Source organism: Acinetobacter yuyunsongii (genome assembly GCF_041021915.1).
Lineage (GTDB): Bacteria > Pseudomonadota > Gammaproteobacteria > Pseudomonadales > Moraxellaceae > Acinetobacter.
This window is the reverse complement of record NZ_CP157436.1, coordinates 24,853-46,614: the sequence shown is the minus strand read 5'-3', so window position 1 is coordinate 46,614 and position 21,762 is coordinate 24,853. Positions and strand designations below refer to the sequence as shown.

Annotated in this window: 23 protein-coding genes; 15 read left to right on the top strand and 8 right to left on the bottom strand. The window is 37.1% G+C overall.

Annotation, left to right across the window (positions count from 1 at the left end):
• Nucleotides 1–116: 116 nt before the first annotated feature.
• The 4 genes from ABLB98_RS14445 (at nt 117) to ABLB98_RS14430 (ending at nt 3,619) form a co-directional block, all read left to right on the top strand.
• Nucleotides 117–593, top strand: coding sequence for a helix-turn-helix domain-containing protein (locus ABLB98_RS14445; RefSeq protein ID WP_004677047.1), 477 nt, complete (start codon nt 117–119; stop codon nt 591–593).
• On the top strand, nt 589–1,128 hold the full coding sequence (locus ABLB98_RS14440; RefSeq protein WP_112987680.1) for an IS630 family transposase: 540 nt from the start codon (nt 589–591) through the stop codon (nt 1,126–1,128). Before ABLB98_RS14445 ends, ABLB98_RS14440 begins: the two co-directional genes overlap by 5 nt.
• Nucleotides 1,129–1,173: 45 nt before the next feature.
• Nucleotides 1,174–1,824 (top strand): GNAT family N-acetyltransferase, encoded by a 651-nt coding sequence (locus tag ABLB98_RS14435; RefSeq protein ID WP_348883337.1) that lies wholly within the window; start codon nt 1,174–1,176, stop codon nt 1,822–1,824.
• A 979-nt stretch (nt 1,825–2,803) separates the two neighbouring features.
• A complete protein-coding gene (locus ABLB98_RS14430; protein ID WP_348883358.1) occupies nt 2,804–3,619 on the top strand; it encodes a type 1 glutamine amidotransferase domain-containing protein in 816 nt (271 codons plus the stop codon).
• Between the two features lie 91 nt (nt 3,620–3,710).
• On the opposite strand, the gene ABLB98_RS14425 is transcribed toward ABLB98_RS14430, so the two are convergent.
• A complete protein-coding gene (locus ABLB98_RS14425) occupies nt 3,711–4,133 on the bottom strand; it encodes a MarR family transcriptional regulator (protein ID WP_348883338.1) in 423 nt (140 codons plus the stop codon).
• A gap of 162 nt (nt 4,134–4,295) precedes the next feature.
• Between ABLB98_RS14425 and ABLB98_RS14420 the strand changes: the two genes are divergently transcribed.
• On the top strand, nt 4,296–5,306 hold the full coding sequence (locus ABLB98_RS14420; protein WP_348883339.1) for an alpha/beta hydrolase: 1,011 nt from the start codon (nt 4,296–4,298) through the stop codon (nt 5,304–5,306).
• A 98-nt stretch (nt 5,307–5,404) separates the two neighbouring features.
• Here the strand turns inward: ABLB98_RS14420 and ABLB98_RS14415 are convergent, their stop codons facing one another.
• Nucleotides 5,405–6,442 (bottom strand): acetoacetate decarboxylase, encoded by a 1,038-nt coding sequence (locus ABLB98_RS14415; protein WP_348883340.1) that lies wholly within the window; start codon nt 6,440–6,442, stop codon nt 5,405–5,407.
• A 242-nt stretch (nt 6,443–6,684) separates the two neighbouring features.
• Complete coding sequence (locus ABLB98_RS14410) at nt 6,685–7,098, bottom strand: MerR family transcriptional regulator (protein WP_348883341.1); 414 nt, start codon at nt 7,096–7,098, stop codon at nt 6,685–6,687.
• 353 nt (nt 7,099–7,451) lie between these two features.
• Between ABLB98_RS14410 and ABLB98_RS14405 the strand changes: the two genes are divergently transcribed.
• The 3 genes from ABLB98_RS14405 to ABLB98_RS14395 all read left to right on the top strand — a co-directional run bounded on the left by ABLB98_RS14405 (nt 7,452) and on the right by ABLB98_RS14395 (nt 10,765).
• Nucleotides 7,452–8,531, top strand: coding sequence for a saccharopine dehydrogenase NADP-binding domain-containing protein (locus tag ABLB98_RS14405; RefSeq protein WP_348883343.1), 1,080 nt, complete (start codon nt 7,452–7,454; stop codon nt 8,529–8,531).
• A 32-nt stretch (nt 8,532–8,563) separates the two neighbouring features.
• A complete protein-coding gene (locus ABLB98_RS14400; protein WP_348883344.1) occupies nt 8,564–9,631 on the top strand; it encodes an NAD-dependent epimerase/dehydratase family protein in 1,068 nt (355 codons plus the stop codon).
• Nucleotides 9,632–9,751: 120 nt separating this feature from the next.
• Entirely contained in the window at nt 9,752–10,765 is a 1,014-nt protein-coding gene (locus ABLB98_RS14395) for an AraC family transcriptional regulator ligand-binding domain-containing protein (RefSeq protein ID WP_348883345.1), read from the top strand.
• Nucleotides 10,766–10,800: 35 nt separating this feature from the next.
• Here ABLB98_RS14395 and ABLB98_RS14390 read toward each other — a convergent pair whose 3' ends face one another.
• From ABLB98_RS14390 to ABLB98_RS14380, 3 genes are all read right to left on the bottom strand, one after another.
• Nucleotides 10,801–11,745 (bottom strand): alpha/beta hydrolase, encoded by a 945-nt coding sequence (locus ABLB98_RS14390; protein ID WP_348883346.1) that lies wholly within the window; start codon nt 11,743–11,745, stop codon nt 10,801–10,803.
• A 130-nt stretch (nt 11,746–11,875) separates the two neighbouring features.
• Nucleotides 11,876–12,724 (bottom strand): SDR family NAD(P)-dependent oxidoreductase, encoded by an 849-nt coding sequence (locus tag ABLB98_RS14385; RefSeq protein WP_348883347.1) that lies wholly within the window; start codon nt 12,722–12,724, stop codon nt 11,876–11,878.
• A gap of 24 nt (nt 12,725–12,748) precedes the next feature.
• The gene (locus ABLB98_RS14380; protein WP_348883348.1) at nt 12,749–13,657 is read right to left on the bottom strand and encodes an alpha/beta fold hydrolase; all 909 of its coding nucleotides are present in this window, start codon (nt 13,655–13,657) and stop codon (nt 12,749–12,751) included.
• Nucleotides 13,658–14,241: 584 nt separating this feature from the next.
• On the opposite strand from ABLB98_RS14380, the gene ABLB98_RS14375 reads away from it, so the two are divergent.
• A complete protein-coding gene (locus tag ABLB98_RS14375) occupies nt 14,242–14,382 on the top strand; it encodes a hypothetical protein (RefSeq protein WP_348883349.1) in 141 nt (46 codons plus the stop codon).
• Between the two features lie 14 nt (nt 14,383–14,396).
• Nucleotides 14,397–15,302 (top strand): oxidoreductase, encoded by a 906-nt coding sequence (locus tag ABLB98_RS14370; RefSeq protein WP_348883351.1) that lies wholly within the window; start codon nt 14,397–14,399, stop codon nt 15,300–15,302.
• Nucleotides 15,303–15,345: 43 nt separating this feature from the next.
• Here the strand turns inward: ABLB98_RS14370 and ABLB98_RS14365 are convergent, their stop codons facing one another.
• Nucleotides 15,346–16,356, bottom strand: coding sequence for an AraC family transcriptional regulator ligand-binding domain-containing protein (locus tag ABLB98_RS14365; protein ID WP_348883352.1), 1,011 nt, complete (start codon nt 16,354–16,356; stop codon nt 15,346–15,348).
• Between the two features lie 87 nt (nt 16,357–16,443).
• On the bottom strand, nt 16,444–17,370 hold the full coding sequence (locus tag ABLB98_RS14360; protein WP_348883353.1) for an alpha/beta hydrolase: 927 nt from the start codon (nt 17,368–17,370) through the stop codon (nt 16,444–16,446).
• Nucleotides 17,371–17,804: 434 nt separating this feature from the next.
• On the opposite strand from ABLB98_RS14360, the gene ABLB98_RS14355 reads away from it, so the two are divergent.
• The 5 genes from ABLB98_RS14355 to ABLB98_RS14335 all read left to right on the top strand — a co-directional run bounded on the left by ABLB98_RS14355 (nt 17,805) and on the right by ABLB98_RS14335 (nt 21,748).
• The gene (locus ABLB98_RS14355; protein WP_348883354.1) at nt 17,805–18,284 is read left to right on the top strand and encodes a GFA family protein; all 480 of its coding nucleotides are present in this window, start codon (nt 17,805–17,807) and stop codon (nt 18,282–18,284) included.
• A gap of 19 nt (nt 18,285–18,303) precedes the next feature.
• The gene (locus ABLB98_RS14350) at nt 18,304–19,056 is read left to right on the top strand and encodes an alpha/beta fold hydrolase (protein ID WP_348883355.1); all 753 of its coding nucleotides are present in this window, start codon (nt 18,304–18,306) and stop codon (nt 19,054–19,056) included.
• Nucleotides 19,057–19,209: 153 nt separating this feature from the next.
• The gene (locus ABLB98_RS14345) at nt 19,210–19,635 is read left to right on the top strand and encodes a DUF2147 domain-containing protein (RefSeq protein WP_369028941.1); all 426 of its coding nucleotides are present in this window, start codon (nt 19,210–19,212) and stop codon (nt 19,633–19,635) included.
• Nucleotides 19,636–19,701: 66 nt separating this feature from the next.
• Nucleotides 19,702–20,834 (top strand): IS3-like element ISAba14 family transposase gene (locus tag ABLB98_RS14340; RefSeq protein WP_225530522.1). Its coding sequence is split into 2 segments (ribosomal slippage): nt 19,702–19,954 and nt 19,954–20,834, totalling 1,134 coding nucleotides; the frame shifts between segments, so codons are not numbered across the junction.
• Between the two features lie 83 nt (nt 20,835–20,917).
• The gene (locus tag ABLB98_RS14335; RefSeq protein WP_348883578.1) at nt 20,918–21,748 is read left to right on the top strand and encodes an alpha/beta hydrolase; all 831 of its coding nucleotides are present in this window, start codon (nt 20,918–20,920) and stop codon (nt 21,746–21,748) included.
• Nucleotides 21,749–21,762 lie beyond the last annotated feature (14 nt).

The following is a 21,762-nucleotide window of genomic DNA, read 5'->3' as shown; positions in this document are numbered from 1 at the left end:
TAAAATCCGTAAGAATTAATTTTTATCATATATGATTGAATGGGACTTGGGCTTATTAAGTTGACAAAAACAACTAAACATGCGAAAAGACATTTTTGGTTAAACGATGTTTGCACATGCCACGGATTGTTACCGTCCCACTCAGCTTAGAACAGCGTGCACAACTAATTCTCCTGACCAAGCATGCAGCACATTGGCGTGAAAGACAACGTGCCCAAACCATTCTCTGGCTTTCCGAAGGTAAAACTGTTGCCGAAGTTGCTGCGTTACAAGAGCGTATCCCAGAAACCATAAGGCTACAACGCCGACATTGGGAGCTACATCAGTTTGAATCGATTCAAGAAGGTCATCGCTCAGGCCGTCCCAATACACTGACCTCAAACTATCAGGCTCAAATCTTAGAGTGGGTCAACACAAGCCCACTCAATGCAGAACAAATCCGAGTCAAACTGCATGAAAAACACGGTGTGTCCGTGTCTGTTGAAACTCTTCGCAAGTTTTTGCGAGATTCAGGCATGGTCTTCAAACGCACCCGCCACAGCTTGAAAAAAAAGAGACCCGACCGCATTTGGACAAGCGCAACAGCAGATTGAAGCATTACGTGAGCAAGCGGCACGTGGTGAAATTGTATTGGGCTATGTCGACGAAACAGGATTTTCGGCTACGCCAGATAACCGTTATGCATGGACAAAGATAGGCGATGTTCATGCGGTTGATGCTGTAAGACTAAAGCGAGTTAATGTGATGGGTTGTCTGCTGTCAACGGGTCATCTGATCACCAGTTGCCTACAGGAATCCGTTAACAGTCGCTGGTTTTATGCCTATTTGATGGGTGTAGCAGCACAGGTGAAACGCAGCTATCAAGTTCCTTTGGTGTTGATTGTTGACAATGCCTCGATTCATTGCAGCAAACAGATGGTAGATTGGCGCAAGCTTCTTGTACAAGAGTATTCAACGACTTTGTATTTTCTACCTGCGTATAGTCCTGAGCTGAATAGAATTGAGATGGTTTGGAAGCAGATGAAGTATAACTGGCGGGATTTTAAGGTGATGAAGGCAGATCAAATAGAGCGTTGGGTTGGGCAGATTTCAAAGGGTTTTGGTAATGAATACATGTTTACTTTTTAGTTGATACTTATGTATTCCTTTATAGAACTAATATTAAAAGAGAATATGCAATTATCAGCAATAATTGGTGCTTTGATTTTTTTTACAATTCTTTTGGTTATATCAATAGGTTTCTCAGTAAGAATGAATAAAATAAATCATAATAAGACGGATTTGATTCGAGATGCTAAAGTAGAAGATATTGAATTTATTTTTAAGAATATATTGGAGGGTTCAAGAAATGGTTACTTTCATCCAGATTTGTATAATGTTGAAAATGCAAAAATGGGATTACAGGAAAACATTAGAACAATTATTGAAGAAAATTATCGCTTAGATAGTAACAGACCTGATTCTTGGGCATTCATATATGAAAAAAACGGACTACCTATTTCAGTGCTCATTTTGTCACGATCACTTACTCAAGGGTTTGAAATATGGATTATAGCTACAGAAAAAGAATACCAAAATAAAGGTTATGCAAAAGAATTGCTGAACTTTATTTTAAATAATTTCAAAAATCAAAAAACAGTCATAGAGGCGCATTGTTATATTAAGTCTGAAATTATGATGAAAATGCTGAAAGATAAAGGGTTTGAACAAGTTGAAAATAATTCTCAAAATAAAAACGTTCATTTAACTATACTTGTAAAACCACGAGATAAAGAAATCAATTATTTAATAACGCCGATTAACAAGTTTAGTATTATTATTTAATATTAAACTTGTAAAAAAAATGATGAAATTATTAAACTTGTAAAATTTATTCTAAATTACAGGTAAAGAATTTTTTAAGGAATGCTACGTGATATAAGTATGGATATTGAGATTTTTCTGTAATCAGTGTACCATCCAAAAAATAGCTTGTAGATGACCACTGACCATCATGCCACTACGATAAGCAACCGTTTTTACGGAAAGAAACCTCAATCATTATGATGATTGGGGTTTTTTACTTTTTGAGCTAACCTTTATTTACGAACTTGAGTAGCGTGATGCATGTGAAGATAACAAAAATAGTATAGAACTTTTATATTATACTTTTCAAATTAATGTTAAATATGTAGTGCTGTGTAGCGGCTGATGCCCACATAATATAAAATTAAAACCATATTTATCAATACCATATACTATATTGTGAGGTTTTAAATAGAACTTCGGGGGTAGTGATGCGACCCGAAAAATTAACTATAAGAGACTTTCTAGATAAATTAATTAGAGATCAACAAATTGCTGCACAAAACTCTAAGCACACTATCAATAATCGAGTACGAGCAAGTCTTGTTTGTGAAAGCCCTTTACTTGAGCTAATTAAAATTCCTCGATATCAGCTAAAATCAAATTTTAGTTATATACGAGTTTCTGAGATCCTTAAACATTTCATAAAAAAGTTTATCAATTTTTTTATGTCTGATGATTTTATAGTACATCATGATGATCAATTCGGGTTAATTATCAATTTCAAAGAATTTGATAAATTCATTGCGTATTTGAAGCCTGGCCAACCAAAAGTTTGACTGATATTCATAGGCGATTTTCTTAACTTTTTTCTAAATTTTATCCTCATGATAACCAAAATAATTTTTTTCTTTATGGACTTAGTATATAAAAATTGTAGTTTTTACCCTCTTGACCTTAAAGTATACTTTAAGCATATAGTTGACTTCTGAAGATCAAATACGGAAATATTATGGCTATTCTAAAAGTTGTACATTTTACTTTTGTTCAAAGATTATTCATTCTAATTGCATTATTCTTTGCACAAAGCTTTGCCTATTCAGCCGAGTCGAACATGATAAATCAATCTGTTACACCATCTAAGGGTAGAATTTTAGTTGTTATGACTAATCATTCTAAATATCCATCACGAGAGGATACAACAGGGCTTTGGGTCACTGAGTTGACGCATTTTTATGATGTAGCACATAAAGCTGGCTACGAGATGGATTTTATTACTCCGAAAGGTGGAGCAGTTCCTTTGGATGAGCGTAGTCAAAAATGGATTTATATGGACAAAGAAGCCCGTGCTCATCTTGCAGATAAAAATTTTATGTCACGGCTTAACAATACTTTGAAACCAAGTGAAGTTAAACCTTCTGACTACAAAGCTATTTATTTTACTGGTGGTCATGGTGTTATGTGGGATTTTCCAAATAATCCCGAATTAACAGATTTAAGTGAAAAAATTTATCAACAAGGTGGTGTGGTTTCTGCTGTATGTCATGGAGTTGCTGGATTACTAGCTTTGAAAGATGAAAAAGGACAACCTTTAATTGCTAATCGTAGGGTTACAGGATTTTCTAATATAGAGGAATCCTTATCTGGAATGAAAAAACAAGTACCATTTTTTCTTGAAGATAATTTGAAGTCAAAAGGTGCTATTTATAAACAAGGTTTGTTTCCATTTACTTCATATGTGATTGTTGATGATCGAATTATTACGGGTCAAAATCCACAATCACCAAGAGAGGTAGGAAAAGAGGTCATAAAAAGATTAGGTACAATAAAATAACTTTAATGAAAAGCTAAGTAGAAATACTTAGCTTTTTGCATTATGCAGTTGATTTAAAATACCATCATTTCGTCTGAAGAATTGAAAGTATCTATAAATCCTCAAGTAATCTTTGCGATAGTTGTTTGAGTTGATTTAACTCCTGATCAGTCATTCTCATTGAGCAACGAATCAAATTGGGAATATTAATAATTTTTTCTTTAAGTTCTAATGCTTTACCTGAAAGGACTACTTTTTTCATTCTCTCATCACCAATCACAGACATTCTATTCAAAAAATCATTTGCCTCTAGTTTTTGTACTAATGGAGTAAGTGTACCTGAATCGATAAGTGTTCTTTCGCTCAGTTCTTTCATAGATATATTATCTTTGTCATACAAGGCCAATAGTACAATGAATTGAGGATATGTCAGTCCAAAATCCTTTAAGACTGGCCGATATTGACGAGTTAAAGCATTCGCAACGGAATATAAAGAAAAACATAGTTGATCATCTAAGATTTTGTTTTTACTCATGATAGACAAGGTTCCTTAAAAAATAATATCTTAGTATAAATAATATTTGACTAAAAGCATCTTGTGTGCAAACATTATTTACACAAACTTTTTGATTTAAAAGTATACCTGTCAAAAGTTTGTTTACCAAAACTTATAGATTTAACAAAGGTGGTCCAAGTTATGAAAAAATTATCAATTTTAATGTCGTCAGTATTACTGGCATCTGCTGTATCAGCTCAGGAAATTAATTCACCTATACCAACTACAGGCATTAAGGCTTTCCTAGATATATTAAATTCTGGTGATGGTAAACCAATGGAACAAATGACACCTCAAGAAGCACGTCAAGTATTAATTGGGGCTCAAAAAGGCGCCCAACTTCCTCCAGCAAAAGTGACAGAAAAAATAATCTTGGTTAAAGGAAAAGAAATTAAACTTAAAATCGTAAAACCAGAGAATACTAAAGGTGTTCTCCCAGTATTTATGTTTTTCCATGGCGGTGGTTGGGTTTTAGGTGATTTTGCTACACATGAGCGTTTAATTCGTGATCTTGTTCGTGAATCTGGTGCGGCAGCAGTGTATGTAGACTACACGCCATCTCCTGAAGCACATTTCCCAGTCGCAATTAATCAAGCGTATGAAGCAACTAAGTGGGTTGGTCAGCACGGTAAAGAGATTGGTGTTGATGGAAGTCGTTTAGCATTAGTTGGTAATAGTGTTGGTGGGAATATGGTTGCTTCTGTGGCACTACAAATTAAACAATCAGGTGGTCCAAAAATTCGTTATAACGTAATGTTATGGCCAGTTACGAATGCAGGCTTCGAAAGTGCCTCATACAATCAATATGAAAATGGATATTTCTTAACTAAGAATATGATGAAGTGGTTCTGGGATAACTACACAACTAAAGTTGAAGATCGTAACAATATTCTTGCTTCGCCTTTGCGCGCGACTAAAGAACAGCTTAAAGGTTTTCCTCCAACATTGATTCAAACAGCAGAATTAGATGTTTTAAGAGATGAAGGAGAAGCATTTGGTCGGAACCTAGATGCAGCTGGTATCCCAGTAACAGTAACACGCTATAATGGTTTAATTCATGATTATGGTCTTTTAAATCCATTAAGTAATGAACCATCAGTTAAGACAGCGTTATCTCAAGCAGGATCTGAGTTACAAAAGCATTTAAAATGATTTATTGAATTTACGAAATATTTTAAAACGTTGTAGAGGATTCTAAATCTCAAATGTGACAGCTTTTGCTGTCACATTTTTGTTGCAAAAATTATATATTAATTCCAAGCATCAACTGGTTTTGGCATATGTAAAGCAATTTGACCTTGTTTAATGACATCTAAGCGTACAACTTTTTCTGCACCAAGTTCATTAAGAAGTTTGCTTACAGGCCCAGTATTTCGAGTGATTTTTACCCCAAGTGGGAAGAACTGTTGACCAAATTGTTGATTATTTGTTTGAATCAATGAACTATACCATTTGCCATCAACCTGATTGAGTAACTTTCTTGTCTCAATATTTGACTCATTTGCTGGAGTTTCAAGTTTAGGCGTTGGCGCACTTAAACTCACATCTAAATTACCTGATGTATCGTATATATTTGCAGTAACACGATCATTAATTTTCATGTTTATAGCAGTTAACCATTTAGGTAAGTTATATCCATAAACACCACGTACGCGAGCAATTTCCGTATCTACTGGCAAGGCAAGAACATGAGCATAGTAGGTACGATTATAGATTGAGTTTACTAATTCTAAAGTATTTGAACCAATGGAGTCTGGCCCATGTGTTACAACTGCAACAGAAACTTCATCATAAGGATCTGCATCAGCTACATCGTAATCAAAGAAAGTTAATGAGACCAATCCATAACCAGGTACAGGACTTAACGGTTGTAGTTTAGAAGGAAGTTTAGCTTTAATTTTACTTAGCGGAGCTAACATAAGTACTTGTACATTGCTACTAGTGTAGTAAAAGTTTGGTGACCAAACTTTACCAACACGTGTATCAACTAGTTGTTTTGGAATTTTTCTAAAAAAGTCAATATTTCCTACGAGAGGATCTTTTGCAACTTCATTAAGATCTGGATTCATACGAAAACGATCATAATAGCCACCTTTAGGTACTTTAACTTTATATGGTCCAAACTCAACTTGAACAAATTGATCGGCATATGGATATTGAGTACGGGGATCATCTGCTTTAACTATGGTAATAGACTCTTCCGTAAGGTTTTGTTGTGTTGCTGAAAATGTGGTGTTCACAAATCCAACACTAAGAAACAGTGCGATTAAAGAAGGTTTAAAATTCATAAAAGTTCCTTGAGCGTAAACTCTGCTAGTTTATTTTTTGCTCTGATAAAATAAGATTAAAGTTGACTTTAAGGTCAAGAGAATTTTTATTGTTTTTTTGAATTAAAATTAATACACTGATTGATAAATATTATTTAAAGATAATTTTGAACTTCAAAACAAGTTAGTGCTTTCAAGTTAGCTAACTTGCTTACTACTCAATTTACAATTTAATATGAGCTAGCTCAAAATTGTTAAGGATGTCAAAAACTGTCATTTGTATAATAAAAATCTAGTAAACGTTCAGCATTTTCTGTACATGATATTTCTTCTGGTTTACTTTTTATTGCAAGAATAATAAGTTGTAAGTTTTGCTTGTTTATCATTAGTTTGTGTTCAATTTCCTCAATATCTTTGATTTTACTTTCAAGTACACTAATCAGCTTATCATGTTCCCAATCAATGGAATTTGATAACAAAAAGGGTTTTATCTCGGCTAAAGAAAAACCAACTTGTTGTGCTTGTTGAATTAAAAATAATTGCTTGAGATCTGTCTCACTATATTCTCTATAGCCATTCGATTTACGTTTCGCTTTAGGTAAAAGGTCGATTTGTTCATAATAACGAATAGTAGGAGTTGGTATACCGCTACGTTTTGACAGTTCACTAATATTCATTGTCCACCACGAACTTTACTTTTACATTAAAGCTAACTTTAGGTTTTTTAATTCTCTAAAGCAAGCACAAATGTAAAACTTCAATTGGTTTCACATTTTTTAAGACTAATGGTTGTTTGATTTTTAGGTATAACTCTGAGTCTACGCCGATTCGTGTGATGGTAAGTAATTTTATTAAAAATGAATATTCATCATAAGAGTTTTTATATCAAGTTTTTTAGGACTAATCAAAAACAAATTTTTAGCACTTATATTTGTGGCGCAAAATATCAAATTATGTTGTCATAAATTGTCAAGCATAAATACTTCTTAGATTAGATGATTAAAAAACTAAGAACTTGGTTGATTCAAATATGAAGAGTGTAGAATTTAGCTCGCCACCCAAAACTTGGATGATTTACGGTGCAAATGGTTACACTGGAGAACTCATTGCACGGGAAGCGGTAAAGCGTGGCTTAAAACCTGTACTTGCAGGACGTAACCAGAAAAAAATTCAGGAATTGGCACAGGAACTCCAACTGGAAGCCAAAGTATTCGATCTTGCAAATACGGATGAGGCAGCTCGACACATTCAAGGCAATAACTTGGTGATGCATTGTGCAGGTCCATTCTCAGCAACTTCAAAACTAATGATAGAAGCATGTTTAAAAGCCAAAGCTCATTATTTGGATATAACAGGGGAAATAACTGTTTTTGAGCAAACGCATTCATATGATCGTTTAGCTAAACAGGCTGATGTAGTTCTATGCTCTGGCGTGGGTTTCGATGTGATTCCAACCGATTGTGTTGCGGCTGCGCTTAAAAAAGCATTACCTGATGCAACGCATTTGTCTCTTGGCTTTGATTCTGAGACTAAGCTTTCCCCAGGTACGGCAAAAACTAATATTGAGGGCCTAGCAAATGGTGGAAAAATTCGTAAAGATGGAAAAATAATTTCTGTTCCTTTAGCGCATCACGTTAAAAAAATTGATTTTGGTAATGGTGCAAAAACAGCGATGACTATTCCGTGGGGGGATGTTTCAACCGCATTTTATACAACGGGTATTCCTAATATTGAAGTTTTGATTCCTGCATCATCAGCAATGGTTTGGGGAGCGAAGTCTGCCAACTGTTTTCGCCCTTTATTGAAATTATCTTCAGTGCAGAAAATCATCAAAACTTATCTGGGGAAAACGGTTCAAGGTCCTGATGAACAGGTACGTGATCAACTACCGACTTTTGTTTGGGGCGAGGCCCGTAATGCCAAAGGTGAGGTCAAAACGGCGCGGGTTCGGACTGCCAATACTTATAGCCTGACCATTACAGGTGCATTGGCGGTGATTGAATATTTGATGATACATCAACCAGATGGTGGTGCTTATACGCCAGCAAAATTGATTGGGGCGGATCTGGTGTCGCAGTTGCCTGAATCCACAGCTATTCAGATTTCATAACATTATTTTATTTTTAAGTTAAGGGATAGATCATGACAACTCAAGACATCACCAAAATGCCGATTTTGGTCACAGGTGCTTCAGGATATATTGCAAGTTGGATCATACAGTATCTGTTAGCAGTTGGTCATACAGTGCACGGTACTGTGAGAGATCCTAACAAAGAAGAAAGTGTTAAACATTTAAAAAAAATTGCTGAGAATAAATTAGGTACTTTGCATTTATTTGCTGCCGATTTATTAAAACAAGGTAGTTTTGACGAAGCGATGAAAGGATGTGGAATCGTCATTCATACAGCATCACCATTTTTATTGGATGGTTTTGAGGATGCCAACGAGGCCTTGGTGCGTCCAGCAGTTGAGGGAACACGGAATGTGCTCGAAGCAGCCAATCGTACAGTAACGGTAGAGAAGGTGGTATTAACCAGTAGTGTGGTCTCGGTCTATGGTGACTGTATTGATGCCAAAGATTTACCAAATCATATGCTGAATGAAAGCCACTGGAATGAAAGTAGTTCAGTCAATCATAGCCCCTATAACTATTCTAAAGTGGCAGCAGAACGAGAGGCTTGGCGTATTCAAAAAGAGCAAAGTCGTTGGGCTTTGGTAACGATTAACCCAGGTCTAGTCTTTGGTCCATCACTCACGACTTTAAGTCAGTCCGCTAGTATCGATACTTTGGTTTCAATGGGCGATGGTCGTTTGAAAACAGGTGTCCCTGATTTAGTGAGTGGTGTGGTTGATGTTCGTGATGTTGCACGTGCTCATGTTCTGGCAGCTTTAGATTCCAAAGCATCTGGTCGATATTTAGTAGTCGCTGATTCTTTAAAACTGCTGGATATTGCCAAGATATTAAGAACTAGTTTTGGTGATAAATATCCTTTTCCACGTATGACTGTTCCAAAGTTTATTGTGTGGGCGGTTGGTCCAATTTTGGGACCAATCACTCGAGATTTTGTGAGTCGTAATGTTGGTCACCCTATGCAGTTTGATAACAGTCGTAGTCTTACACTTGGACTCAAATATCATACGCTTGAGCAGACTTTTACTGAACATTTCCAGCAATTGCTTAATGATGGACTAGTCAAAAAACGTGCATAGTTTTCAATAAATATTTTTAAAGGCATCAAACTTTTAGTTGATGCCTTTTTATACGCTTGACATTTTTTAGCTTTCTATTTGATACTTTACGCCATTAGAAAATCAAAAGAGATAAATGGATTGCTCAAGCCTCTACATCAGCGAATAATTCCAGAAACCTACGTACAGTTGTTGTTTGAATATTTAGCATCACAGGGACATGATCCTGAAGTAGTACTGGGAGAAGCTTGGCCCACTCCAAATCCAAATGGTCTTGGTGGAATTGCAGTTGAGCATTGGCAAAGTCTTTTGGAAACAGCAAAAAACTATTTAAATGATCCCTTGATTGGTTTGCATGTGGGACAAACGATTAGCGCTCGACATTTAGGGATTTTAGGGGCGGTTCTTTCAGCTTGTGAAAATTTGTTTACAGCAATGCAGCGTTTTGAGCGTTATCAGAGGCTTATTTTTGATGTGGTGCCAGCCGATATCAAGATTCTTGATAATTATGTAGAACTTTCTTGGGATATTGAGGAATATCAGGCAGGTGGATTGGTTGATGAAACAGGTCGTACTGTGATGGTTCAATTTTGTCGTAGTTTGATTCGTGGTAAAGATAGTTTGCAGGTAGTGCATTTTATTCATGAACGACCAGAAGATGTCAAACCTTATGAAGATTATTTTGGTTGTACCGTGCTTTTTGAGCAACCCATTCCACTCATTCGTTTTGGTTTGGAAATGCTAAGTTTCCCTTTAAAAACACCTGATGCAACATTAGTGGCCATACTTGATCGACATGCTGATCAGTTGATTGCGAGTTTGCCGAATGTTGATGATATGATTGAACAAGTACGCAAATATATTGCTCATTTGCTTCATCAGGGTGAACCAGATATTGATCAGCTTGTGATTCAAATGCATTATTCACGTCGAACCTTACAGCGACGTTTGACTGAACTTGGGACTAGCTTTCGTAAGGAATTGAATTTTGTAAGATATGAGCTGGCAAAATCCTATCTGAAAGACCACAGGTTACAGATTGTGGAAATTGCATTGTTACTAGGTTATTCTGAGCATAGTGCATTTACCCGAGCATTTAAGGAGTGGTCGGGTCAAACACCACAGCAGCAGCGGGAACAACTCACAATAGAATAATTAGAACCTCTGCAAAAAGATCTATGAGAATTAAGTCATAGGTGATGGTTTGTAAGTGACCTTTGCATATTTTCAATAATTAAGCCTAATAATTGTGGAATAACACCTTCAGAAAAGTAATGGCCTAAACCGTGAACTGTAATATGCCTAGCTTGATATATTGCTTCAAATGTTGCTTTTCCTCCACTCGGATGTACTAATACATCTTTCTCACCATGTAGAATCAAAGTTGGAACAGTGATTAGTCTTAATTGTTCAGTACGGTCACCAGACTTAATAATTGCAGCTATTTGACGTTTAACACCGTAATGTGCATTTATCCCATTACCTCTATCCCAAGCTTCACCTGCATAGAGCTGTGCTTTATTTCGATCAAAAAAATAAATTGGTGAACTAATATATTTTGCCATTTTCAAATACAGTTGTATTGCTTGTTCACGAGTTTTTGCAGGCTTTTTAGCAAGCATTAGTAAGGTGAGTGGAGCAGGTTGACCAACATGCCTTGCACCAGTTGATGAGAAAATAGACGTTAAAGAAAGCACTCTGGAGCTATGGAAAGCACTGATTGTTTGGGCAATCATCCCACCCATTGACATTCCAATTATATGAAATTTTTTTATGCCAAGATGATCAATCAGTCCAATGCTATCCTCAGCCATATCATATAAATCATAATCTAAATGAGACCTGAGTCTTAATAATTGTCGGAACAAGGTAGGTGGTTTTGCATTGATACGGGAAGAACGACCAATATCTCTGTTGTCAAAAGCAATTACAAAGTAACCTTGTGCAACAAAACCCTGAATGAATGCTTCAGGCCAATAGGTGAGCTGCAACCCTAATCCAGCAATTAGTAATAAGGGGGTTGCAGTAGAATCTCCATATGTACGATAGCAAAGACTAATACCATTGACAGCATGATGGAATTGGTCTTTGTTGTTTACCGGATTGGATATAACGATCTGGGTTTGAGATGTCATATTTTATTCCTTACTTATTAATTATGTTACGCATTTTTTACTTCATACGGCTACTGTACGCTTAAAGTTTTTAGCTTTTTAATATTGCCTTAATATCTGCCTCAATTACTTATCATTCAATTGAAGTAAGCTAGTTACCGAGCTTATCATTTGAATTTTCCGCTAACTTTATTGCATGTTTGAGCCTTTTATTATCAAAGCCTATGAATTCAATTACTTGTCTAAACAATGCTGGTGCTTTAGCAATAAGAGAATGCTTTCTAGGAACAATAATCAGTTCTTCGCGTTTTTCGATTCCCATTAGTAGTTCAGCAATGACTGTTTCAATTGGAACATATTTCCACATTCCTGTATTACCTTTCCAAATAGCCTTACCTGCGGGATTTTTTTGTACAGCATCCATCATAGGAGTTTGAAAGAAAGTTGGGTGGAAACTACCTACTCCAACATTTAAATGTTTAAGTTCCAGACGTAAGCTATCACTTAGGGCCCACACACCAGCTTTACTAGAGGTGTAATGAGTATTTAATGGTGAGTGAACAAATGCGGCCATAGAGGAAATAGCCAATAAATACCCCTGTGTTTTTTTGACATAGGGGAGTGCTGAACGAAAAGTACGAAATACGCCTGTGAGGTTAATATCGATAGTTCTTTCAAACTCGCGAGGGGAAATATGTTCCAGTGAATTAGGTACTCCAATACCTGCATTAGCAATAACAATATCAATTTTACCAAAATGTTTTATTACGTCAGCCATAGCAGTTTCTAACGTTTCTAAAGAACAGACATTAGCATACAAACCTATAGCCACCTCATCCTTACCTAATGCTTTTGCCTGAGTTTTAACTTTATCGATATCTAAATCAAGAAGGGCAAGTTTTGCACCTTTATGGTGTAAAGCTTTGGCTGCTGCACTTCCAAGACCACCAGTTGAGCCAGTGATTACCACAACTTTATTTTTTAAATCATATTTTTTCATTTTTCACTCTACAACGGTTGAAGTTTATACAGCTACAACTCGCTTAAGAAAATTAATTTGATCTTTTATGACATGTTCAAAAGCTTCACCAACATAAATTTCAAAATGACCATATGAATAAAGCTTGATCTCTTTTTGAGGTGTTTTGTTTGCGTGACGTAAAGTCATTTTTGCTGGTGCAACTGTATCTGTCTCACATACACAAAAGAGAACAGGAGCCTTGATTTTTTTAGTTTGTCGACCTGGGTAATATCGGATAATGTCAAGGGCAAACCGTGCTGCTACATAGTTTTTGTAATCTGGATCATTTTTTGTGATTTCTGATAATCCAGAAACTGTATCAATAGAAGTCATTAATGCAGTTTCACCTGGGTGTGCAGATAATGGAACCATAATCGGATCCTTTCCAAGTGCTGCACCAATTCGATCACGTATAGCTAATGTAGTAATCTTTGTAGAAGTGATAGGATTCATAACTAAACCCGAAGCAAAGCCGTCAGTGAATGGACATTGTGAAATTACTGCACGAATCTCTGAATCCTGAGCGGCAGTCGCCAATACATGTCCACCCGAGAAAGATTTACCCCAAAGAATAATTTTTGAATGGTCTATATTAGGTAAGCTACGTGCATAGTGAATCGCTGCTTTCCAATCTGTTAATTGGTGACCTATATCAAGAAGTTGTCTTGGTTGTCCATCACTATCACCAAAATGTCTATAGTCAAAAACGAGGCATGCATATCCTTCAGCCACGAAGCGCTCAGCAAATGCGGTCAGGCGCATTTTCCTAGTGCCACCAAGTCCATGAGCCATAATCATTATAGGAGTGTTATCTTGACTGTCTGGGCGATACAGATAAGCGCGACATCTCACGCCATCTGAATAAAACTGAATATCTGTCGGATGAGGTACTTGATTTGTAATTTTACTCATTACTATGTCCTTTAAACGGAATAGCTCAATCTTTAAAAAAAAACGTTGTAATCTGCTTGACTGGATCCGCCAAACTACTTGATATTTTGCGCCAAATTAGAAAGATGTAAACCTGTACTCAGTTCATCTAATATAAAAACATAGTCTGTTGCATTGAATTCTTTCGTGAGTTTTAACCTTTGAATCTCTCCATTAGAGAATGTATTTACATACTATTTCCTAATACTTTAATTCCCGTATAAATCAAATGTAGGATTAAAAAGTACCAAAGAAGTATAAGAATTAAGATAAACAAGCCTATGGGAAATGAAGAGACTATCTGATCAAGTTTAATAAGCTCTCTTCAATCTTACCAATAATGTTCTGGCCATAAATGACAGGTAAGTTGTCCGTTATTCCTATCACAGTAAAGGATAGGATTTGAAATACTTGTTTTCATCAATACAGGTAGGTGATCAAGAAAATGAACATTTCTACAGCAACTAATATGGATCAACAACTTAATGGCCTAGTCAAGACACGTAATTTTGGTCGTGCTACCGCATTGGGATTAGCTAGACAAGGTGCACGTTTGGCATTGTCTAATGTTAATACATGTGGGCTTCACGGATCAGCAGCGTGCTGTACTTCAACCATTCATGCTAGAGGCGACCTCACGCCCATATGTCGGTGATGTAGGCGTACTGCGTAGTGAGCAACGACATGGCTGTGCAAACAAATCATAATCAGGAACAAAATGATGAGTAAAGTAACTTGGACACCTGAACAAATCCCGTCAATGATTGGCAAGACTGTTCTTGTCACTGGAGCAAATAGTGGACTTGGCTTCGAGTCAGCTCGTCTTATGGCAGCACATGGGGCCGAGGTTATCATGGCATGCCGTGACCAGAAAAAAGGCATTTTGGCAGTTGAAAATATTAAAGAGGAATACCCGGAGGCGAAGCTGGTACTGATGTCGCTTGACTTAGCCGATCAGCAGGCGATTAAAGCATTTGTACAGGTTTTTAAGGAAAAATACCAGAAACTGGATATCTTGCTGAACAATGCTGGTCTGATGGCACCACCTTTATCAAGGACAAAAGACGGTTTTGAGATACAATTTGGCACCAATCATCTGGGGCATTTCACATTGACTGGTCTGTTACTCGATGTTCTAGAACGAGCCGATAAACCACGCATTGTCACTGTATCCAGTGTGGCGCACAACTTTGGTAAGATCTATTTTAATAATTTAAATGCCGAAAAATGCTATTTTCGATGGGCTTTTTATGGTCAGAGTAAGCTGGCAAATTTAATATTTTCCCGTGAATTGCACAGACGACTACGTCTGACAGAATCAAAAATTGATTCCATCGCAGTACATCCAGGTTATTCGGACACTAACCTTCAAAATGCCAGTGGTACAGCAGTATTTAACTGTTTCTTTGCCCAACCGCAATCCATGGGTTGCTATCCTAGCGTATTTGCTGCTACCTCCAGTGAGGCGGAATCAGGTGGATACTACGGTCCAAATGGGTTTATGGAAATGGCTGGTTACCCAGCACCTGCACGAGTACGAAAATTAGCAAAAGACCAAAATCTGGCTGAGCAACTGTGGCAAGTATCGGAGCAATTGACAGGTGTGTGCTATTTGAATGTTGTCTAAAATAACTGATGATAGGTAATGCTCAGCCTATATCCAATTTTTCTTATTTCTGTTGGCGTAATTGTCGGTACTCGGACGGTGTCATATCCGTCCATTGCTTAAAAGCCCGTGTAAAGTTAGAGGGATCAAGATAACCGAGTGTGCTTGCAATCTGGGCAATATCCATTTCATAGTTGTCCAGCAGTTGAATGGCATCTCGCTTGCGTGCACTTTTTAATAAATCACTGTAGCTAATACCTTCCTCATGAAGCTTGCGTCTTAATGTTCTAGAGCTAATAAACAGTTTTTGCGCAACGTGTTCAAGTTGTGGATATCCATCAGTGCCGATCATGATTAGCTCACGAACTTTGGAGATTGTGCTATTTTCAAAAATACCAAGCATTTCCTCTTCTTTTATACATTGCTCTAAAGCAAAGTCACAGGCTTGTTGATTGGGCATATCCAGTGGCAAACAGAGCAAGGAGGCTGGAAAAATGAATTTACACACAGGCATATTAAAGTGAACAACATCAACTAGTTCTTTATAACGTGCACAATGAACTGGTTCAGGATAATCCAACCAGAGTTCAATATCATGAAGATCCCTGCGCAATAATATTTGTATATTTCGAAAAGCCCCAAACAGTGTCACTTCCACTTCACTGTGATGCATCAGTGGATTTTTAATCAGGAACTCAACTTCCACGCAACAGCGATTATTCACAGTGACCACATGCAGTTGTTGACCACGAGAGAGCAGATGCCAGAAGCGTTCACCTATTTCAAGGGCATCGGCCAGTGTCGAAGAACAGAGGGTAGCGTAGCCTACGTTACCAATGGCAGTGGGAGGGAGCATCATACCGATATCAATACCAATGCCATCATCCCCAGCAATCGAAACCGCTGCCTCAGCTATAGCTTGTGATTCTTCCAAAGTCAAATAGGCTATGCCTGAACGTAATGAATCAGGAGGTAGCCCCGCATGTGTCAAAACCTGTGCTGGATCATGTTCTCTCGATTCAACGACTTTTAGATAGGTTCTGGTGAAAACCGCAGGAACTCGCCAGTGATTCACTACAATAACAGTTTCTGCCATATCAATTACCTCTATATCTGTGAGCCTATTACACTCAACCAATATTTGAAACTGGAGATATTCGAGCTAAGCTTTTTTCTTTGTTTTCTCTAATAACGTATCCAAAAAACGCATTTGATGTTCGATATTCTCTAAAAAAACAGGGGTAAGGTATGGTTCGAAATGATTGGCATTGAGTTCAACTATTTTGAAGTTGGGCTTAGAAATTGATTGAACAGCCTTGAAAGGAAAAGGAGCTACAGTATCATTACGTCCCCAGATAATCAGAGTTGGGGTATTAATTTTTGGCAATACATCAAGAGGCTTATATGAACCCATTGTGAGTATTGAGCGTGCAGCAATAAAATTTTCAGTACTTTTACCATACAAACGCTCTGACTCCTGTTTCAGTGCAGCAGCGCCATCCCGTGTCAAGGTGCCAAAATTATCTGGACTAGCATAAATTGGAATGTATATGGGTTTTCTCATCGGAATCAGATCAGCCAGTGCATGAGCCCCAAGACGAATTTTTTGTCGGAGGGGTGTAATCTTTGCGGCAGCGCTGCCGTCAAGCATTGGTACCTGCGCAATAATGCCAAAAAGTTCAGGGTGTTTTGCAGCCACACTACAGGCATGACCACCGCCAAGAGAAGTACCCCACAGTACGATTCTTGTAGCGTCAACCTCAAGCTGATTCTTTAGAAAGTTAAGTGCTGCTTCAGCATCTTTAATGCGATCTTTGACTTTAGTCACATGTCGTGGCGTGCCTTCACTTTGTCCCCAACCGCGATAGTCGAAAGTCATTACAGCAAAGCCCATACTTAGAAAACGCTCTGCAAAAGGCCATACCCAAGAGTTTTGTGTTCCACCCCAGCCATGTAGCATCAAAATTGCTGGAAACTGGGTAGGGGATGTTGTTTGTGGAGTGCGTAGTGTGAAAGCACAAGAAGTTCCTGTGCTAGTAAATTTTCCAGTTTTAATATTATAGTTTTGATTGTTTAAGCTAGTGGTCATGCGTCTATTGATCCATCACTGTTAATAGAATTTAATCTGCAAAATAATTTATTACATAAGGCTTAGCCCTATGTCTTTGTATCAATTATTTTTAAGAATAAAGCTTTGAGTGATAATTTTAATAACATTAAACTAAACTTTAATGTCAAGTTGATTTCCTATCTTTCTGATGAAATTTATAAAAATGTTGATACAAAAAAATATTACGACAATGTTGGAATAACGTAACTCATAAAAATAATAATAAATTCAATTAATTAATATATATTTGAAAAATTAGCAAGACTATCAATAATAACTTGACATTAAAGTAGGGTTTAACCTTAGACTATTTCAAATAGTCTATATTTATTCATATAAACAGAATTTTATGGATAACTTCAATATTTTTTGATGATTAGACTCAAGCTTAATTTTTTTTAAGAGAGTGATGGATGATGAATGATGGTCATCAAAATGTACTGACTTGTGAGTGCGGAATTAACAAATTTTCTGTGAAAGGTAAGCCATTATTACGGGCAATTTGTCATTGTCAATTCTGCCAAGATTTTAATAAATCAGAATACGGAGATTTTCTAATTTATCGAAAAGAACAAGTAATATTTATTGATCAATCTAAAAGTACATATAAGTCATATAAGAAGCCACCAATTGTTAAGCGTGGCAGCTGCAAGCAATGTGGTAAGCCAGTATTAGAGTATTTGCAGGCCCCACTTTTTCCAAAACTTGTTTTTATTCCGGCAGAGAATCATTCACAACAAGAGCCATTATTACAGCCATCTCTTCACATGTTCTATCACCGTCGTATAAGAGATGCTGAAGATCAAATTCCTAAATATAGTGGATATTTACTGAGTGAAATGAATTTTATGGGTAGGCTGATTTCTAAATTATATCTTCATGATGGAAAGTAATAAGCGGACAGAGTACGTAGTGTCAATTATTAATCGATTCCTTTTAGTACTTCTTTGTATTTTGTCATCAAATGTATCGAAAGCCGATGATTCCCTGGGCCTGTCTGGATTAGTAAATGTAGATTGTCATTCGTCCAAACATTCGCCAATAATACTGATTCATGGAACTTTCGCTAATACGAAACGTGCTTTTTCAACCATGGCTCCTGTCTTAAAAAAACAAGGTTATTGTTTATATGCATTGAACTATGGACGTCAAGGACAACTTAGCCTTAATGGCACAAGGGATATCAATCAATCAGTTGAAGAATTAAATAAATTTATTCACTCCGTATTAATAAAAACAGGTGCACAAAAGGTAAGTTTGATTGGGCATTCACAAGGGGGACTTCTTGCTTTTTTAGTAGCACGATCTCCCGAAATGGCAGGGCATATTGATCGTATTGTGGCTCTTGCACCAAGTATTCGTGGTACGACAAGAATTTCTGGATCATTTAAATCAGCATATTGTCCAGCTTGCACACAACAAGGAGCACAATCACAATTTATGCGATCTTTAGCTGAGGAAAAGTTAAACCCTCAAGGTATTCGCTCTTTTATACTAGCCACTCGTCAGGATGTTGTAGTGGTACCAGTAACACGGCAATTCCTGAATGAGCCTGATGTGACTAATATGCTTTTGCAGGAAAAATATCCATCAATTTGGGCTTCCCACTCGGGCTTAACGCATGTGCCTGAAGCTATTGAATTGGTAGTAAATTTTCTCAAATAACAAAGCTATATTCTAAAGTAATTCAATATTGTGGATTTATATAACACAACTTTATCTTTTTAATAAAACTTATTGAATTCCCTATTGACCTTAAAGTCGGGTTATACCTTATAGTTGAAAAAATAAGCTAAAAATCTTAAAAGGAGTTGGATGATGCAATTTAGATTAATATTTTTGGGTTTGTTAATGGCTGTGTTAAGCCAAGTATCTTTAGCTGAAGATATAACTGGAAAATGGAAAACAGTTGATGACAAAACAGGATATTCTCGTGGAGATGTTCAAATAAGCAAGAATGCTGATGGGACATATAGTGGAAAAATAACAGCAATCAGACCCATGCCTGGAAAACAAACCAAAGGCATATGTACTGAATGTAATGGTCCCATGAAAGACAAACCACTCGTTAATCTTCAAATAATTTATAATTTTGTTCAGAATTCTAAAAAACCAAATGAATATATTGATGGGAAAGTTTTTGATCCTCTTTCAGGGAATACATATAGGGGAAAAATTAAATTATCAGAAGCAGGGAATAGACTTACTTTGAGAGGATTTATAGAGATGGATCCGGAAATTTGAACAACTCCTATAAGTGATACTCTGCTCCTCAAATGATGTTATAAACATCAATATATGGAGTATTTTATGGCACGTAGACCAAGAAGAAATCATTCAAACGACTTTAAGGCTAAGGTAGCACTTGCTGCGATCAAAGCAGAAAAAACACTTGCTGAATTGAGTTCTGAGTTTGATGTTCATCAAAACCAAATTATTGACTGGAAAAATCAATTGATCTCAGCTTCCTCACAAGCTTTCGATCAATCAAAAGCTCCATCAGAACCTCCCATTGATCTTAAAAAGTTACATGCAAAAATCGGTGAGCAGGCATTAGAAATTGATTTTTTAGAAGGTGTGTTGAAGAAACTGGGCCGCTTCAACCACAAAAGTTAATCGATCACTCACTTCAGATTTCAGTATCTAAACAAGCTAAGTTACTGAAAGTCTCTCGTGGTTGTTATTATTATCGCCCAAAACCTGTTAGCTCATCAGATCTGAAGCTGATGCGATGTATTGATGAATTACATATGCAATATCCTTTTGCAGGCAGTCGTATGATGCGTGATTTGTTGAATCGTCAAGGGCATCATATAGGACGACGTCATACACGTACTTTAATGAAGAAAATGGGTATTCAGGCGTTATATTGCAAACCAAATTTAAGCCAGGCTAATCAAGCTCACCGTAAATATCCATATCTGCTCAAAGGATTGGCTATTCAGCGCAGTAATCAAGTGTGGTCTACTGATATAACGTATATCCCTATGGCAAAAGGCTTTGTTTATTTATGTGCTGTGATTGATTGGCATAGCCGCAAGGTACTTGCGCATAGGGTATCGATTAGTATGGAGGTGGATTTTTGTATTTCGGCTTTAAATGAAGCGATTGAAAAATATGGATCACCTGAAATATTGAATACAGACCAAGGCAGTCAGTTCACCAGTGATGCATTTATTGATGTATTGAAATCAAATGGCATTCAAATCAGTATGGATGGTAAAGGTCGATGGGTAGATAATGTGATGGTTGAACGATTATGGCGGAGCGTTAAATATGAAGAGGTGTATCTCAAAGCTTATAGCAGTGTCACAGATGCGAAAAAGCAATTGAGTGCATATTTTGAGTTTTATAATCTGAAACGACCTCATTCGAGTCTAGACAAAATGACACCAAATGAGTTTTACTATGATCAGCTACCCCAACAAAACAAGGTGGCTTAACTAGAGCGGAATATCACTTATAAATACGCTTTTAGTTGTTCAAACAAGTGGAACCACCTCTACATTACACAGGAGTAACAAAAATGGGCTACGTGACTACAAAAGACGGTGTTGATATTTTCTATAAGGATTGGGGGCCAAAAGATGCTCCTGTTATTTTTTTCCATCATGGTTGGCCACTAAGCGCCGATGATTGGGATGCGCAAATGATGTTCTTCCTCGGTGAAGGTTTCCGCGTCATTGCAACAGATCGACGTGGACATGGTCGTTCTGAGCAGGTTTGGGATGGACATGATATGGATCATTACGCTGATGATACTGCTGCTGTGGTCAATCACCTTGGTGTTCAAGGTGCTGTACATGTAGGACATTCGACAGGTGGTGGGGTTGTTGCACGTTATATTACGCGTCATCCTGAGGATCCTGTATCAAAAGGTGTTTTGATTTCGGCTGTGCCTCCACTCATGGTAAAGACTGATGATAATCCAGATGGCATCGATAAATCAGTCTTTGATGATTTTCAAAAGAATACTAAAGAAAACCGTGCGCAGTTCTTCTATGACGTACCAGCAGGACCGTTTTATGGTTATAACCGAGATGGGGTAACGCCATCCGAGCCAGTGATCCAAAACTGGTGGAGACAGGGTATGATGGGCGGTGCAAAAGCACATTATGACAGTATTGTTGCCTTTTCGCAGACTGATTTTCGTGATGATCTGAAGAGTATTACCATTCCGATGATGGTGATGCATGGTTTGGATGATCAAGTCGTTCCATTTGAGTTATCAGGTCAAAAATCGGCTGATTTGCTACAAAATTGTGTACTGAAGACCTATGAAGGTTTTCCACATGGTATGCCGACAACTGAGGCTGAGACAATCAATAAGGATCTTTTAGCATTTATTAGAGGTTAATTTTTAAATCGAGG